Source organism: Microcystis sp. M144S2 (assembly GCF_020246065.1).
Classification (GTDB): domain Bacteria; phylum Cyanobacteriota; class Cyanobacteriia; order Cyanobacteriales; family Microcystaceae; genus Microcystis; species Microcystis ichthyoblabe_A.
This window is the reverse complement of the sequence record NZ_JADBTR010000011.1, coordinates 97,529-115,056: the sequence shown is the minus strand read 5'-3', so window position 1 is coordinate 115,056 and position 17,528 is coordinate 97,529. Positions and strand designations below refer to the sequence as shown.

Annotated in this window: 10 protein-coding genes; 4 read left to right on the top strand and 6 right to left on the bottom strand. The window is 40.6% G+C overall.

What is annotated here, in order from left to right; translation table 11 throughout:
* Nucleotides 1-131: 131 nt before the first annotated feature.
* Nucleotides 132-1,433, bottom strand: a complete 1,302-nt coding sequence (gene hemL / locus IM462_RS02015) for a glutamate-1-semialdehyde 2,1-aminomutase (protein WP_287700379.1) — start codon at nucleotides 1,431-1,433, stop codon at nucleotides 132-134.
* 543 nt (nucleotides 1,434-1,976) lie between these two features.
* On the opposite strand from hemL, the gene dnaN reads away from it, so the two are divergent.
* Together dnaN and IM462_RS02005 are read left to right on the top strand one after the other, a co-directional pair.
* On the top strand, nucleotides 1,977-3,125 hold the full coding sequence (dnaN, locus tag IM462_RS02010) for a DNA polymerase III subunit beta (protein ID WP_287170164.1): 1,149 nt from the start codon (nucleotides 1,977-1,979) through the stop codon (nucleotides 3,123-3,125).
* Between the two features lie 334 nt (nucleotides 3,126-3,459).
* A complete protein-coding gene (locus IM462_RS02005; RefSeq protein WP_287700377.1) occupies nucleotides 3,460-4,197 on the top strand; it encodes a hypothetical protein in 738 nt (245 codons plus the stop codon).
* Here IM462_RS02005 and IM462_RS02000 read toward each other — a convergent pair.
* On the bottom strand, nucleotides 4,194-5,117 hold the full coding sequence (locus IM462_RS02000; RefSeq protein ID WP_052277933.1) for a M4 family metallopeptidase: 924 nt from the start codon (nucleotides 5,115-5,117) through the stop codon (nucleotides 4,194-4,196). The genes IM462_RS02005 and IM462_RS02000 overlap by 4 nt on opposite strands.
* 316 nt (nucleotides 5,118-5,433) lie before the next feature.
* Nucleotides 5,434-6,138 carry a hypothetical protein gene (locus IM462_RS01995; protein WP_287700374.1) on the bottom strand — a complete coding sequence of 235 codons (705 nt, stop codon included), beginning with the start codon at nucleotides 6,136-6,138 and terminating at the stop codon, nucleotides 5,434-5,436.
* A 468-nt stretch (nucleotides 6,139-6,606) separates the two neighbouring features.
* On the opposite strand from IM462_RS01995, the gene IM462_RS01990 reads away from it, so the two are divergent.
* Nucleotides 6,607-9,855 carry a HypX (modular protein) gene (locus IM462_RS01990; protein WP_287700372.1) on the top strand — a complete coding sequence of 1,083 codons (3,249 nt, stop codon included), beginning with the start codon at nucleotides 6,607-6,609 and terminating at the stop codon, nucleotides 9,853-9,855.
* A 299-nt stretch (nucleotides 9,856-10,154) separates the two neighbouring features.
* Here IM462_RS01990 and IM462_RS01985 read toward each other — a convergent pair whose 3' ends face one another.
* The 3 genes from IM462_RS01985 to IM462_RS01975 form a co-directional block, all read right to left on the bottom strand.
* On the bottom strand, nucleotides 10,155-12,206 hold the full coding sequence (locus IM462_RS01985) for an FAD-dependent oxidoreductase (RefSeq protein WP_287700370.1): 2,052 nt from the start codon (nucleotides 12,204-12,206) through the stop codon (nucleotides 10,155-10,157).
* A gap of 243 nt (nucleotides 12,207-12,449) precedes the next feature.
* Nucleotides 12,450-13,013, bottom strand: a complete 564-nt coding sequence (locus IM462_RS01980; protein WP_287700368.1) for a Uma2 family endonuclease — start codon at nucleotides 13,011-13,013, stop codon at nucleotides 12,450-12,452.
* A 58-nt stretch (nucleotides 13,014-13,071) separates the two neighbouring features.
* Nucleotides 13,072-14,598, bottom strand: coding sequence for a bifunctional aminoglycoside phosphotransferase/ATP-binding protein (locus tag IM462_RS01975; protein ID WP_287700366.1), 1,527 nt, complete (start codon nucleotides 14,596-14,598; stop codon nucleotides 13,072-13,074).
* A gap of 844 nt (nucleotides 14,599-15,442) precedes the next feature.
* Between IM462_RS01975 and IM462_RS01970 the strand changes: the two genes are divergently transcribed.
* Nucleotides 15,443-17,257 carry an EAL domain-containing protein gene (locus IM462_RS01970; RefSeq protein WP_287700364.1) on the top strand — a complete coding sequence of 605 codons (1,815 nt, stop codon included), beginning with the start codon at nucleotides 15,443-15,445 and terminating at the stop codon, nucleotides 17,255-17,257.
* The last annotated feature ends 271 nt before the right edge of the window (nucleotides 17,258-17,528 follow it).

Here is a 17,528-nt window from a genome sequence, read left to right as displayed (position 1 = left end):
CGAGATCGAGCAGGGTTAAAACCGCACTCGATCTCACCGATAATAATCCCCGTCTTTTGCAAGCGGGGAGATGTCAACTCATCAATACTTGGGACCCTATCAATCAATTTTCCCGGTCGAAGCAGCATTGACTATAAACTTGCTAAAACCTCCTTAGCGGCGGCCAAAGTCCGTTCGATATCGGCCTCTGTGTGAGCTAAAGAAGTAAAACCAGCTTCAAACTGGGAAGGAGCTAGATAAACGCCTCTTTCCAACATTCCCCGGTGAAAACGACCAAATTTAGCCACATCGGCCTTTTTGGCATCTTCATAGTTATGCACGGGGTTGCCAGTGAAAAACATTCCGAACATGGCGCTAATATAACCTCCAGAAACGCTATGACCAGCATCTCTAGCCACTTTCAGCAGCCCTTCAGTTAAGGATTTGGTCACTTTATCGAGATATTCGTAGGTGCCGGGGCGCTGGAGTAACTCGAGGGTTTTAATTCCTGCTGTCATGGCCAAAGGGTTGCCGGATAAGGTTCCCGCTTGGTACATCGGGCCGGCCGGAGCCACCATCGCCATAATATCGGCCCGACCACCGTAGGCCCCCACCGGCAGCCCACCGCCGATAACTTTGCCGAGGGTGGTTAAATCAGGGGTAATGCCGAATTTTTCCTGAGCGCCACCGTAGGCGATGCGGAATCCGGTCATTACCTCATCAAACATTAATAAGGCTCCGTATTCCTTGGTTAATTCCCGCAATCCTTCTAAAAAGCCTGCATCCGGCACGATAAAGCCAGCATTACCCACCACTGGCTCTAAAATCACCCCGGCGATAGAGTCGGGATTTTCGACAAAGAGGGCTTTTACCGCTTCCAGGTCATTGTAGGGGGCGGTTAAAGTGTTGTTAGTGGTGGTTTTGGGAACCCCCGGCGAGTCGGGTAGGCCCAGGGTGGCTACACCAGAGCCAGCTTTAACCAGGAACATATCGGCATGACCGTGGTAACAGCCCTCGAATTTGATGATTTTATCCCGGCCGGTAAAAGCCCGCATTAAGCGCAGGACGGACATACAGGCTTCGGTGCCGGAATTGACAAAACGCACCATTTCAATGCTGGGAACGGCATCAATCACCATTTCAGCGAGAATATTTTCCTGGACACAGGGAGCGCCAAAACTGGTCCCTTTGTCCAGGGCCTGGTGTAGGGCGGCAATCACTTCGGGATGGGCATGACCACAGATAGCCGGCCCCCAAGTTCCCACATAGTCGATGTATTCGTTACCGTCCACGTCGCGAATATAGGCCCCTTTGACGCTTTCAAAAACGATGGGTTGACCACCGACGGATTTAAAGGCCCGCACGGGGGAACTGACACCCCCCGGCATTAATTTTTGAGCGGCTGTAAAGATTTCTTTCGATTTTGTTGTTTGATACGAAGATGTGCTAACCAATCCTGTCTCCTTGTCTATTTGAGTCTATCGGTTTCGGGGAATGCCCGGAGCTTTGTTTTGTTAATTTCCTGCTGCTTGTTCCATTTTAAAGATCACCAGCCTACATTTTACGCAATTTTTTCCCTAAGAAAGATGCTGGTCGGCTCAAGTCTCGCTCTTCTTGACTTGTAGCTTGATCCTTAACAACTTAAGTAGCTGGTTATAATTAAATTAAAAATGGATTTTAGGTTTGATCCCCCCTGCCCCCCTTGATAAGGGGGGTGCCGATCCCCCCTTAATCCCCCCTTAATAAGGGGGGCATCTGACAACTTTTAACGCCTACCTACTTATGTAATTGGCTGAGAAGGGGCGAAAATTTCACTTTTGACCATTTTTCCACAATCTTTTTAGAATTGCCAGAAAAACCTAGCAATGGGCGAAGTTATTGCTATTGATAGATTTTAGACCAGAAAGAGCGATCGAAAAAAGCTCGGGTTTTCCACAGATTTTCCACAGGGGAATTCTTGCTATTATTTCTTAGCGTACAAAAAAACTATTCCTGCTATGAAATTTACCAGTAGTCAAAGCGAACTCAACAGCAATTTATCCCTAGTTAGTCGGGCCGTTGCCAGTCGTCCTACCCATCCGGTGTTGGGAAATGTTCTCTTTTGTGCCGATGAGGAAAAGGGCGAAATTAGCCTGACTGCTTTTGATTTGAGTTTAGGGATTCGCAGCAGTTTTCGGGCCGAGGTGGTGGAAGGGGGTAAGATTACCCTGCCGGCAAAATTACTTAACGATATTGTCTCTCGTTTGGGAGAGGGGGAAATCACCATCTCTGTGGAAGAAAACGAGAATGATGAGGAGCATAGTCTCGCTTTCCTGAAAACTGCCTCGGCACAGTTCCAAATTCGCGGCATGAAGGCCGATGAGTTCCCAGAATTGCCCACGGTGGCCGATGGGGAAATTGTTAATTTACCTATAGTTGCCTTGACAGAGGGACTAAAAGGTGCATTGTTTGCCGCTAGTGGCGATGAAACTAAACAGGTGTTGACGGGGGTGCATTTAACTAAAACCGTCGATTGTCTAGAATTTGCCGCTACAGACGGTCATCGTTTAGCGGTGGTACAAACTCCCCTAGAGGAGGTGGAAAGTGCCTCTGGTGGCTTTAATGTCACCATTCCGGCCCGGGCCCTGCGAGAATTGGAAAGAATGATGGCAACAAAACAAAATATCGAGACTATTACTCTGCACGTGGATGATTCTCAAGTCATCTTTGAAATGGGGGAACAGAGGTTAACCAGTCGTAAGTTAGAAGGGGCCTATCCCACTTATAATCAGTTAATTCCTAAATCCTTCGAGCGCTCTTTGGTTTTAGACCGCAAACAATTAATCCGTTGTTTGGAATTAGTGGCGGTTTTATCGGACCAAAAGAATAACTTAGTCAAGTTTAGTCTCGATAGCGAAAATGACCGTTTATCCCTAGCGGTGGAATCTCCTGATTTAGGTAGTGCTAAAGAGTCCATGGCGGCGGAAATTCAGGGAGAAAGTGGCGATATTGCCTTTAATGTGAAGTATTTAATGGACGGTTTGAAGGCTTTACCCAATAATGATATCCAAATGCAGTTAAATGCTAGTACCCAACCGGTTATTTTTACCCCCTTGGGAGGTTTAAAGATGACCTATTTGGTGATGCCGGTACAAATTCGTCAGTAGTTCTGACTTAATTGGAATTGTGGGATCTGTTTTTAACCTATCCCATTTTTGATTGTAAGTAGCTGGTTATAATTAAATTGAAGATAGATTTTGGGTTCGATCCCCCCTTAATCCCCCCTTGATAAGGGGGGTGTCGATCCCCCCTTATTCCCCCCTTGATAAGGGGGGTGTCGATCCCCCCTTAATCCCCCCTTGATAAGGGGGGTGTCTGATAGTTTTTAACGCCTAACTACTTATTAACTCAATCCTATTTTCTCGCCAAAGGATTGGGTTTCTTCTCTCTATTTTGGCGATATACTGTTGATCATTGAACAAGTTAACGGATTGAATTGATATGTTATTATCTACTCCTGAAACAATTCAGCATATTCTTTGGCAAGGGCCACTAGAATTGGACAACGAACAAATTGCGGAAGAAAATTTTAGATTTATCTCACCTCCCTCACGGCCCAGCTATGTACCAATTGTTAGCATCGGACAACCAGAAGTTTGGCCATTAGCTGAACTTTATTCTGGTGCAATTCCCTCTTGGTTGCAGATAAAACAGAATGAGGCACAGTTTTTTTTAGTCCGTTTTGCCTGTTCTCTTCGTAATAGTGGAGAAGATAAATTTCAAATTACTCAAGCTAAATTTTCTGTTGATTTACTGCCCGATAATCAACAAAACCGGGCTATTGCTTTTGATCTATATCCGTTGGAAATCAATCAGGAAATCAAGCGTAACTGTAAAGTTAGTCTGTCCCCCAATATCAAGTTTAAGGAAGCTCAGGCAAGTTTAGGAGGAACAGATTTTGCCCTAGAATACCCCGAATTACAACCAACAATTATAGCCACAGGAGTTGGGGAATATAAGGCTGATTGGGAATATCGAAAAGCACAGGGAAAAGGAGTTCAAGGAAGTAAATTTATGCACATGATTGTCAAAGTCCCTAATAATATGCAATTGGTGAGGACTAAGTTAAATTTAACTGCCCGCTTGGAACAAAATGGTAATCCCTTGGTTAAATGGCTTTTTAAAACTGACATTAAAAAAGTGCCAAGCGATTGCTTAATAGTCAATTTAGTTAGCTAATATTTACTCAATTCCCACATTCCCACATCAGTAAATGCTTGGGAAATAGCATCTAATTGGCGAGGAGAAGCTTTAAGTGATTTTTTGGCTCTTTCTTTAAATACTCTACGACTCTCAGAGAAACTATCGAGCGTGGAAATATCTTCTACAACTTCACGGAATAGCTTAAGAGCAAATTCGCCATTAAAAAGAGGCTGTCCATTGATGACAGTGTTATGAATTGTCATCAATCGATAAAAAGCATGACTATGAATCAAGGAAAGTTCGTGATAATTCTTGGCAGTATTCCAATCAATTTGTCCATAGACAGACCCTGCATCTGTAAACCTTAAAGAAAGTAATGTATCTAATCGTCTCAGGGATCCAGTTCCTTCTTGAAAGTTTTCTCCCACATCCCACAGCCAATTATGAGGATTATTCCGATAACAACCATCATCCCTATGATAGTTACGCACTAAAACCGCAAATATATCACAAAAAGATTCTTCAAGTGCTTTTTTTTCTGTAAACTCATTATCTCCTTCCTCAATTTGCTGAATTAAACCATGACAAAATTCATGCGCTACTACTGTGATATCGGTTCCATAGGAAAGGTTTCTACCATTAATTTCTCTTTGTCCAAATAAAGCCCGTCTAGTTTTACGTCCCCATCCAGCAGGCTCATAGGAACCATTTATTCTGCCAACATTAATGATAGCTTCATATCTATCTAGTGGTTTGTTGAAGTTATCATCGATAAACTGGGCAACGGTTTCAACATTATCGCGAGCTTGTTGGCAAAAATCGTGACAAGGATCATCGACTAATCGGTGGTCAGTGAGAGTGATCTTAGAGGAATAATTCTCATATCTCAAATTATAAGTTCGTGAAAGCCCGAAGTTGCCATTATATGGTGCGCCATGGCATTCTGTGCAGAACATAAGTTTTTGCCCCCGATAAATTCATAAGTTCCAGTCAGTGGTTAAGTAATTAATCTTGTTAGAAAGTCGCCCAATGTGTCAAGATGGTAAAATTTCCAGAATTTAGGCAAAGCAAAGCCACAAAAAGTCGATCCCCCCTTAATAAGGGTGGTGTCTGAAAGTTTTTAACACCTGCCTACTTATTTCCTGTTAAAAAGTGAGTTATATTTGAATAATGCAAAAAAAGCTCACCAAAACCAGCCCAACAGTTAGGGATATTCTGGCAAATATCTCCAAACGATAGACAGTTTGGCAGTAGGTTATGGACAGAACCCTTTTAGCAGAAGGTTCTCAAATTTGAGAGTTCGAGCATTATCTCCCCTGTGTGGGCATCTATCACATAATCAGTTAATTCCAGTGATGTTCCAACAGATTTTCCGCCACTGGTTGGAGCCATAACTTTAATGTTCGTAACATAAACAAGTCTCCACTCACCTAGCTTGTGACTGGAGCCATTAGAAAAGTGTTTGAAATAATAGTAAAGCTGGGGATTAACATCACAATGCTCTAGGGCTTCTGGGGAAATAGGCTCACCCTTCTTAAGACAATATTTGCTTATCGAATCTTTTAGATCTTTTTCAGTAACTTTCGGATTTTTGTCAGGAAATCCTTTTTTTACAGCTTCATCTTGAGCAACTTCAGACGAGTTTGCAAACAAAAATTTATTGTCTTCGTCTAAATCAACAATGATCGAGGAGCCGTATAAAGGGATACCTTGGTATCGGAGGCGATATTTGAATTTGAATGCTTGAGTAAATTTCGATTGATACTTATCTACAAGTTCAAGTTCAACCAGCAAACCCGTGGACAATAGGACTTGCCGAGTGTCCCCCGGCTCGGGTTTGGGCTGAGGGCTTTTGGGCTGAGAGTCAGCTAAGCTGCGAAGCTCCTCTCCTGCGCCACCGGGCGAATCCGAGCGGGAAAACTCAATTGCTCCATGTTCTAATTCAGTTGTTTTTTTCTTTTCTAACTGTTTTGGCATTGTGTTACAAAAACGAGATAAAATAACTTTGTATGTACATTTACATTAAAAAAATTGATCGAACTATGTCAAGTCTGTACAGATAGATTTTTGTTTCGCAATGTGTACATACACTGACAGCGTTATGTGTATGTACAGTAACAGCGTCATGTGTATGTACAGTGACAGCGTTAAAAAATTTTCATGTATTGTGGTACAAAACGCACATATAAAAACAGCCCTCACCAGTTCAGTGATCGATACCCCATCGGTCTCTTCGGTCATCAGCAACCTCTTTCCTACAATCATCTACAGGGTTGCACTACAAAGGCTAACAAACCAATTACTGATAATTTTCACAAGGTTTACAAAAATTAATGCAGATTTTTTATGCACATCCCCCAGATTAGCCTGTATTATATGAACATAACTATTGAATTGATCAAAACGGGCATCTAGGGCTAAATCATCAGAGTAACATCTAAACCTATGAGCGATCTGGACACAGAAAATCAAAGACAAAGCGATGAAGACCGACAAAGAGATGCTGCGGTGTATTTGCATCTCCTCAACAATTTGACCGATTTGGACATTAGTGAGGATAGTCCCAAACCGAATGAGTACAAAATAGCCAAACAATGGGGACAAAATCGCATTTTTGTCCGGCGAGTGCTGCGTTCGGTGATGGGAGAGCGTTACCAAGAAAAGGAACGCGAGGAGCGGGTACCCAGTTTAAGCTTGGGGAAATTAGTTACTATTCTTAGCTCACTGGAGGCTTATTGGCAAGGAGAGTCAGCCAAAAATAAGGATAGTTTAGCCCAGAAAATGATCAATAAGTTTACCCAACAAGAAAAACAACGAGTTCTCAAAAAATATGCACAGTTATCTCTGGATGAAAGAGATAAATTGAAATTACTTGTTCATCCCGAAGCTGGTTTACTTGAGCAGTTAAAAGAGATCATTACCGATGAAATACAGCCGGATTCCCTAGACGTTGTTAGCTTTTATAAACAGGCCATTAATCTATACAGTTCCCAAAAACAACAACACAGTTACCTAAAATCTCTTGATCGAAATGATAATCAAAATCTAGATGAATCTTTAATTAATCAGATTATAGAGTATATTCAACCCCGATTAAAAAAATATTATCAGCATTTATCAACAGGCTCGGAGCAGGAAATTATCAAGGATTTGGTTGATAAGATTTTAAGAGAAGTGAGCCGGACAGAATTTCAAGCTGGACTCAGACAAATTAAAACTGTTGTCGGGCAATGTCCAGATTTTGTTCAGAATAATTTAACTAGCGATTCCATATCCAATCTCTTTTTGGAAAGCCTGAGCAATTCAATTATCAAAAATAATTTATTAGGAGATAAATTTCCCGTTTATATCGACTATTTAGAAATTGAGAAGGTCAAACCTCTGCCTCTAAAATTATACCGAGGCAAAACAGGTTTAATCAATACCGATTTTCTCGATGATCCTGAAGACGAAAATGAGTATTATGCTCAAGGATTAGAAAAACAGATAGCTTATAGGGTGCGAGTGTATTTTTATGTCTATCCCCCAGAGAACTGGAAACCAAAACCAACCTTAGAAGAAAAAGAAATCAGCCAATTTTTCAAGCAAGAAGAATCAAACAGTCGATTAGAATTTTGTGAAGAAGTGGTAGGTGTGGGCAGTCCTATCGCTCATATCACCACCGCAATTAATCGATTTTTGTTTGAGGGGATAGATATTTTGAAAAAGCAAGGATATCTGCCTGTCACCCAAAAAATAGTCAGTGAAGATAAAGTGATTGGCAATACAAGAAATAGTGCTGTTTGGTCTTATTCTCTGGTTAAGTTATGCAAACAGGAAGATGTGAAAAAATCTCTAGAAGGTGAAATTAATTATAATCAAATTGTCGCCGATCAAGAATTAGCAACAGGAGAATTTTATGGATTCGATCTTCTAGAATCTGCCGCTAAGTCTGCCCTTCACGCTCGACTGAGAGCCATTGAAAAAACGGCAATTGATTCTCAGCAATATCTACAACAACTTTGTCAGAGAATTGAGGAAAAATATATACTAGAAAAAGCAGAAAAATGGATAAAATTCTACCCTTTCTCTCTCAGGGCTATGCAAGATTATTTAGAAAAAAAGCTGTTTAAGGATAAATATCGCAATTGGGATGAGAGAAATTTCAAGGAAGTTAATAATAATCAAGCTTGGAGTATGGTGGCCTATGAAGCACATTTGGCAATTATTCAAGTATATCTTCAAGAGGGGCTCTATCGTATTGCCCAAAAATATCTTGAGGTTATTAAACCCCATATCGAAAAGGGACGACTAGACGATAAACTATTAGTTAGTCTCTACTATCTCTGTCTATTTGATTATCATTTTTATACAGACCTTGAAGATGAGGAACGTGACCATCAAGAAAGGGGTTCTGCAATTCGTAAAGCTGAAGAATATTTGAACACTGCTGAAGAATATTTGCAGAAATATTTGAAAGAATACGCAATCATTGGTGAATACTCTCAAACTAATGCTCATCCTTTTTTCTATTATTTATCTCGTATCTATTCTCACCGCGCTAAAATTTATATCTTTTTCCCTTACATTGCTCAATTACCCAATCCCAAAACTCATTTATTAATTGAACCTCTTCGTCTCTTAGAAAAAGCTCGTATTTATGCGGCTAGAGACGGTGATGCTAATTACTATGCTTACTGGACAGTGTATCAAATTTGGTCTTATTTAATCACCGCCTATGTCGGAGACACCAAGCTATTAAAGGGAAAATTTAGCCGCCAAAATTGTCTAGAATGGGCCGAACGTTTAATTAAAAATGCTCTTGATTGTTATGGAGAGCGAGGCAGAAAATCTTATCAACAGATAAAAAATTATAGTGGTAAACAGAAAACAGAGTTTAGTGGATTAAAACCGGATTCGACTATTATATTTTATGAGCAATACAATGATATTTATGTGCAAACCATTCCCCCAATTATTGAAATCGGAAAGGGTAGCAGCCACTTAGATGAGTTTTATCAAGGAATATTTAAATCTTCTAGTCAATCTCAAGAAAAAATTATACAGCTACCCATGTCAGCATTAACTTACCTTGACTCAAATTCAGATAATAAAGTTTATTTATTTGGTATTCACGCTAGTCTTCTTTTATTTGGGTTGGGACTGGTGGAACTTTGTAAAGATAATCAGGAAGAAGGATTAGAAGAACGTATTCGTATGGCGATGAAAAGGTTTACTTTAGGAGCGGCAATTGCATCTGAGGGAACAGTGGATGAAAAAAGAGGAGAAAAAACCTATCTTCAGCGAATATTTACCGAGCAAAAGCCAAATAAAGATCAAAAAATGCCCGAAGATTTTCAAATTAGAGGCTTATATCCTCACCGGTTAACTCAGTTTACCGCTAAAGGGAAAATTTTTGCAGCAACCTGTCGAGTAATTCTCTTTTTGTATAACTACGAAAAATATAGTAGCTATTGGCCAGAGGTCGCCTATCTTTTGAATGATTTACACGATGCTCAAACTATTATAAGATCGAATAATCCTGATTATTCTTTGGGACAAAATCGCTATAGTGGTCATCTAGAACAACAATTTAAAGGGGTTAAAAGTTACTTGGAAAGTCAGAAAAATTCTGGCAAATCAGGTTCTTTAGAGGAAATTAGAAACAGAATTGTCACTGATATATTCAAAATACTTCGCGGCGACAAAGTGTAAGCTGCCAGCAAAAATAAATTCAGAACGATTTTGCGCCGTTTCAGCGATCACTAAAATTGTTAAGAATTGTACAACCCTCTTGTTATAAGGCTTTTTATGTCATGAAACCTTAAAATGAGAATTGCTGGTAAGCTGCCCACCCACTTAAATTACTTGTTGAGATGAGGCACTCTTGCAACAGTAAAGGGATTGGGGGAGATTCAGCCAATCTAAGGATAGGGGGGTGAAAATGCGTCTTAGCTTAAAACCCCAGACCCTGCACCCTAACCCCACCAACAAACTTTTTCAGCAGACCCTAATTAATACCAATTATCCATCGACCGGAAAATTGAGGCATCGGGGAACACAGTGGGATTACCACTAGCGTCGATTTTTTGCCGTAATTCTCGCAGTTGTTGATTGCCGATGAGAAAATCACTTTCTACTAATTGATAGGGCAGTACATTATTATCTAAAGCATACACTGCCGTGATGCCAGCAGCTACCCCAGAGGACCACTCGAAGGAATGGACACGATAGGCGGCCGCGGCAATATGACTGAGAGCGATACTTTTACCCGCTATCAGTAAATTATCGATTTTTTGGGGAATTATAGCCCTTAAAGGGATCTCGAAGGGGTAAGCTTGGCCCTGTCCCTGTCTTTCTCCTGCTTTTTCTGTATTACCCGGTTTTTCGGGGGGATGTTCCGTCATGCAGGGATGAAAATCAATCGCATAGTGACCGATACCGACGGAATCGGGGTAAATAGTCGATCGCTTGCGTTTAACGGCCTGATCGGGGGATAATGTGCCATCAAGCACGGAAAATCCCTCTAATCCTGCCAAGGTGGCAATTAAGCGCCGATATTCTGCCGGAGAAAGATTTTGACGATAGAAATCGCTTTGAAAATTTTGTCGGGAAATATCGATTTCTGTGACGGTAAAACCAGTGGGGAAAGTCAGGGAAGGACGACCGATAATCCGTCTTGCTTCCCGAATATAGGGATATTTTGACAAACCGTGGGCAGTTCCCATGGGAGAATCAAAACCGGACAGATAACGGTTATTCAAATGGGGAACTTTTACCCCGTCCCCTAACTGGGAATCGGTGGTTCCTTCTACTAGCCAATAATAGTAGGAAATGGCGTGTTCTTCGCCCCTGGCGAGGGTTTCTGTGCGTAATCCTCCCATCCATCCCCCCGGAGATAACTGTCCTAACTCTTGCAACTGTTCACGGGTGTAGATAAAGTTATCCTTTGCAGTCCCCGGACGATAATCATTTCCCCAAGTCCAATTCTGCATGGAGATATCCCCCGGGACGGGTTCGGTAAAAGTAATTCCCCCAAAGGTTTTCTCTTTACCCAGTTGTGGACTCCAAATACGACGATAGGTGAAAACTAGGTCAAAATCGGCTAATCGCGGCAATTCATAGCTAAAATAGGGGGCATAGCGTTCATAATAAACGGGTTTCTCGTGGGTTTGTGGTTTTTCTGTTTCCTCCATGGCGAAGGTATAGGTAAAGCCTTGGGTACAGTAGGGGTCGCCAGTGACGCTAGAGGAAGAAGGTTCGAGATAACTGCGCTTATCGACACCTAAACGGTAGGGAATATCTGATAATCCGATGATTTCCCCGGTTTCGGTCGCTTCAATCACATACCAATCTGCTAATTGATTCGGTTGGGAGGATTTGGAGACAAAACGGAGGATTTTTTTATCAAAACGGGGAGAATTTTCGTAGCGATAGATATCCTCCATTTTTTGCGATAAAAACTCGGTATTTAGGGGAGGAGTACCTTTTGCGGGACTATGTTGAATGGCAATTACACTGGTAATCTGTTGACCGGTGCCGCGATTGGGTAAAGTTTCAATATTTAATTCTTTGACTACCGTGGAGGGAAACCATTTCAGGGTTCCTTTACCTTTTTTGGCAGCGTCTTCTAACTGTTGAAATAATAATTTATGTCCGTCAAAAGGGAAAAAACAAGACCCACTTACCCAACATTCCCCGGGGTTTTGTTTGCCGTAATGTTTTCTAATTCTTTCCCTAAATTCTAGATAACCTTTCGGGAAAAATAATTTTTCTCTTTGTGTCCGTCTTTCATCTAACGCTGAGGTTCCTTGAGAAGATATCTGTCCCCCCACCCAGTCGGTAATCTCGGTTAAACAGACGGTTTTTCCTAATAATAAGGCTTCGTAGGCCGCACCGGCACCGGCTAAACCACCACCCACCACCAGAATATCACAGCCGACGCTTTGATCCGGTTCTCGTGGGGGGGCTGCTAGGGTAAGGGGAGTGAAAGCTTGTAGGAGAAATAATCCCAGAGAGAGGGATTTAAGAGGAGTAAAGTGATGATTGAAAATTTTAGGGGACATTATTGACAAATATCAATGTTGTGGCTGAGAGTTTCCTCTTTCTTTGAAGAAGTAGCCAGGGCATCTGTTCCTGAAATCCTGATGTTTTTTTTGGGCGATATTGAGAACTTTGTAGCTTGATGCTGGCTTTTGAGAGATTATACACCTTCAAGCTGACAATCGATCGCTTTTCTGGAAATGTTTTGACAAAATAGAGACATTCTGACTCGGTGTCATTCCCTTTGTTATTCCCTGTCATCCTTCCTAGGTTAAATGCAAAACAAACCCGGGTAAGACATCTTCCCCAGATAAAATCGCAGGTAAATTAATAATTTCCACACCGCTATTTAGTCGGTAGATTTCCACCTGCTGCTGTTGAGGATTAATCAACCAACCCAAACGTAAACCACTGGCTAAATATTCGCGCATCTTTTCGCGTAAAGAGGTTAAGGAATCAGTACGAGAACGTAATTCAATCACAAAATCTGGGCATAAAGGTGGGAACTTTTCTCGCTCTTCTGCGCTCAAAGCTTCCCATCTTTCCCGTTTTATCCAAGCAACATCAGGAGAACGATATCCTCCCTTTGGTAAACGAAAAATTGTCGAAGAACTAAAGACTTTACCAGAATTACTTTGACGATTCCAAATCGTTACATCAGCAATTAAATCAGCTTCTCGATTACCACTATTTCCACCCACGGGAGGCATAATTAACAATTCTCCTTTTTGATTACGTTCTAAATTCCATGTTTGATTAGCCTGACAGAGATGATAAAATTGTTCATCGGTCAGATTAACTGTCTCGATATTTAACACTACCGTTTCCATAATCACTTCTCCTTTTTGCTACTTTATAAGAATGGCTATATCGGTGATTCATCTCAACCTATTTACCTAATTGACTCTCTAAAAATTCTCGCCAATCGGGATTAGTAGTGTCTAGGGAAATTAGATAGGGTTGTTCTTTTTCATGAAAAGGTTCTGTTTTCTCAATTTGGGCATTTAAAACCTCGATAGTAGCATCAGAAATATCGCCTTTTCTAGCGGCAATCCGTTGTTTTAAAACTTCTATAGGTGCGTGACAATGGACAATATGAAAAGGAATCTGTAAATTTTGGGCATAGGTTAATAAGGGTTCTCGCCAAGCAAATTTATCGTAGCGTGCATCGAGAATAACTGGATAACCTAAAGTTATTAAAATTCGGGCTAATTCCGCTAGTCTAGCGAAGGTTTTTTGACTCATTTCGAGACTATATATATCTAGACTTCCTGTTTGATTTAAGTCAATTCCAGCCAAATGTTTGCGAACTGCATCGGAACGAATCTGAATAGCATTAAGATTTTTAGCAATTACTTTCCCTATGGTACTCTTACCCGATGCAGAAAATCCCGACATCAGAATTAATCTCGGTTTCTGCGGTTGGGTGTACTGCCAAGCTAATTGATAATAATCCTGTGCATTGGCTTTAATTTTCTCAGAAAAACTGTCACCATCAAGCAGAAAACTATTGACTTTTGCCCTCACATACGCTTGTCTAGTCAGGTAGAGAGGCAAGACTTTTAAACCCTCCCAGTCGGCGGTTTGTTCTAGATAAGTATTGACAAATAAATTAGCGAAATCTTCTCTCCCCCTAGCGGTTAAATCCATCGCTGTAAAAGCAATATCATACATGACATCAACGAAGCGAAAAGATTCATTAAATTCTATGCGATCAAATAATTGTATTTCTCCCTGCCACTGACAGATATTATTTAAATGTAAGTCGCCGTGACATTCGCGAATCATCCCTTTTATTTGTCTTTCCTCTAACCAATCTCGGTGTTCTGCGAAGAATTTATCTGTATAAGCTTTTGTTTCATCGTATTGTTTTTGGGTTTGGACAAAATTAATATATTTCTCGGTTTGTTGGTAGTTTTCATCAAAAGCTTGTTTAACAATTTCCAAATTGCCAAACTGAGTAATATAGGAATTAGTCACAGCTTGCCGATGAAATTGCGCCACTTTTTCAGCCAAAGACTCGATCGCTTTTTCCGTTATTTCTCCCCGTTCAAAAATTTTACTCAGTAAACATTCTTGGGGAAACTGATTCATTTTTAAAATGTATTCTATCACTTTTCCTTTGCCATTTAAACTTATGCTACCCTGTTCTTCATTAATTGACAAAACTTCCAGATAGATATTAGCGGCAACTTTTTTATTTAACTCTAGTTCCTGTTCTAGATAATATTTTCTCTTTTCTAAAGTGGAGAAATCCAAAAAATTATAATTAACTGGTTTCTTGACTTTATAGGCATAATCTCCTGTCAAGAATATAATTGAAGCATGGGTTTGGATAATTTCAACGGGAATTTTGACAGAATGAGAATAAAAGTCGGGATTTTTTAATTCTTCGATTAATCGGTTGCTATCCATAGGGAGAATTCCTCCGGGGTACATCTCATTTTTGTCAATTTACTAAGTTAGAATTTTTAAAGGGAAAATCTCTGCTAAAATCGGGGTTTATTTCTGATTTTATCACTCAATCTAGTCCCTTGAGGCTTTCTACTCCCCAAACCCCTTGGGGAGTACAGGACTTCGCGACCCACGCGCGTGGTTTTAGATGTCCGTGGAGAAAGTGCCTCCCCTAAAGGTCAGAAAGCATTAGCTTTGCAAGTAGGATGCTTATAGACGGTTGCCCGTACATTTGTATTAGTTTGTTGCTGATAGTCGGTATTTCTGCAAATGTGAGATGCAGCAGGTCTAAATTAATGAAAACTGCATCATGCAGGATGAGAGCTTTGCCAACTCAGCTTTAAGGGACTTGCGGGAATTAGGGATGCAGTTGGTTTTAGATAATTTTGATGCCGGCTATTCCTGATTAAGTTATATTTATAAATACACCTTCGACAGTTTGAAGATCGATCGATCAAACCTTTATCCAATCTTTACCATCAAAAACCAAGCATTTAGCCATGTTATCGACTATGATCAGCCTAGAGCAGAATTTGAATTTACGAGTTATTGTCGTTATTGCCGTCGGAGGAGAAAGTTTACAACAGTTGGACACTTGCCCACGTCTCGATTGTTAAGAAGTACAATGGTTTTGGCTGACTCGGACTTTGAACCCCGAAGATGTGACACAATTGCTGTTAAGTAACTGTTCCGAATTACCCCCAACACTTTATTGAGAAAATAAATTAACTTAAAGACGAATAAGCCATAGCTTTTGAAAGAACATATTAACTTATATTTTTAGTTTTGTCGAGGTGCTGAAAAAATGATTAATGGTTCATCCAATTCCCGTTATCTCCTGATTGTGGAAGATCCTCAAGGTAGAAGAACAATTACCCTAGAGGACATGAAATATTCTCTTGGTCGTAAGTCTGATAATCAAATTGTTCTTCGCTCCAAACACGCGTCTCGCTATCATGCGACTTTAATTAAAAAGAGTATTGATAGCCAAAAATTTTCCTATTGGATTCTTGATGGTGATTTAGAGGGAAATAAAAGTCATAATGGCATTTATGTAAATGGGTCTAAATGCTTAATTCATGAATTAAAAGATGGTGATTTAATTAACTTTGGCTGTGATATAAATGCCAGTTTTCATTTAATAGCCAGTCAAGCAAAAATAGAGCGAGAATCAGTTGAAAGTCTAGGACAGTTACAAGGGAACCCTACGGAAAATGAAACCCATTCTAGCGATAATGACCCCCATGCAAAAAGTACCTTAATTCTCCATCAAGCTCCATCGCAAATCATAAGTTTTAATAGCAAGATTCAAGAGGAATATTCTTCGGTTGTTTTCACGGATTTACCTAACCGTTCTCTCTTTAATGAATACCTCTCAAGTGCTATTAATAATGCCCAGAAAAATAATAAACTGATCGGGCTGTTATTATTGGATGTAGGTTGGCTAAAAAATTTCAACAATCAACTAGGTTATCGACTGGGAGATAAACTATTAAAAATCTTAATTGAACGTTTAAGAAAAAGTTTGCGATCAGAGGATATGGTCGCCCATTGGAGAGGGTACGAATTTATTATCCTGCTGCCACAAATTAATGCTGCTAATGATCTAGGAAAAGTTAGTCAAAGAATTATTAAAACCCTAGAAAGTAATTACGAAATCGACAATCACTCCCTGGCCGTGCGACTAAGTTTAGGTTCAGTTATCTATCCCCCCGACGGCACAGACAGGAAAGAAATATTACAGAAACTGGAGGAAAATTTAGTAGCAGTCAAAAATAATATAAATAATAACTCCCAGATAGATTCAGTTAATGTTCCCCCTAAAAATACTCGTAGTTCTAAAGTTGAATATTTTCTCTATCAGGCAATCAGAAATAATGAATTAGCTCTTTACTATCAACCGCAAGTTAATATCACTCAGGGGCAAGTGGAAGGATTGGAGGTATTATTGCGCTGGTTACACCCTCAATTCGGATTAATCCCCCCTAGTCGTTTTTTACCCTTAGTCGAAGAAAGCGAGTTAATGCTTGAGCTTAATCGTTGGGTGCTAAAAAATGCCTGTCAACAGGCACAAATATGGCAGCAGCGGGGATTATTATACACTCCCATCTCGATCAATCTGTCCCCGCACCAATTGCGCGATCCCCAGTTGCTCACCACCCTCAAAGAAGTCTTGACTGAAACCAAAATCGGGCCTTTCTTTCTGGAGGTGGAAATAACCGAGACAAGTTTACTGGAAAATAGCCGCGAAACTGGTCGAATTCTTGGGGATTTGCAGAAATTGGGTGTTAGTATTACCCTCGATGATTTTGGCAGCGGTTACGCTTCGATCGCCTATCTCGGTCAATTTCCCGTCAAAAAACTGAAAATAGAGCAGTCTTTAACAAAAAAACTGACTGATGCTCCCCAAGATACCCGTTTTATCTCGTCATTGCTGGCGATAGCGAAAAGTTTTAACTTAATAGCGATCGCCAAGGGAGTAGAAACCCAACAACAATTAGAAATCCTGCAAGAATTAGGTTGTGAGAGAATGCAAGGCAATCGCATCAGTTCTCCTCTAGCAGTGGAGGAAATGACTAAATTTCTCCACACCCACCGCACCCTCTCAGTTGGGGATTAGGAGTTAGTCCTGATGAAAAAATTTTCACCAGCACAGATGAAAGAGGTTTCTTTCCCCACACCCTCTTTCCAGTCAGGAGACAGGAGACAGCTTTTGTGTATTCTCCCCACTTGCCACTTTCCACTGATAACTGATAACTGATAACTGATAACTGATAACTGATAACTGATTTTGGCCACTGATTCCGGTATGATCTGAACAGAATATCTAGTATCAAATACCTACTCATTCTAGCGTAAGGCTCTCGCCGAACCTGTCAGCAGCAGAAATT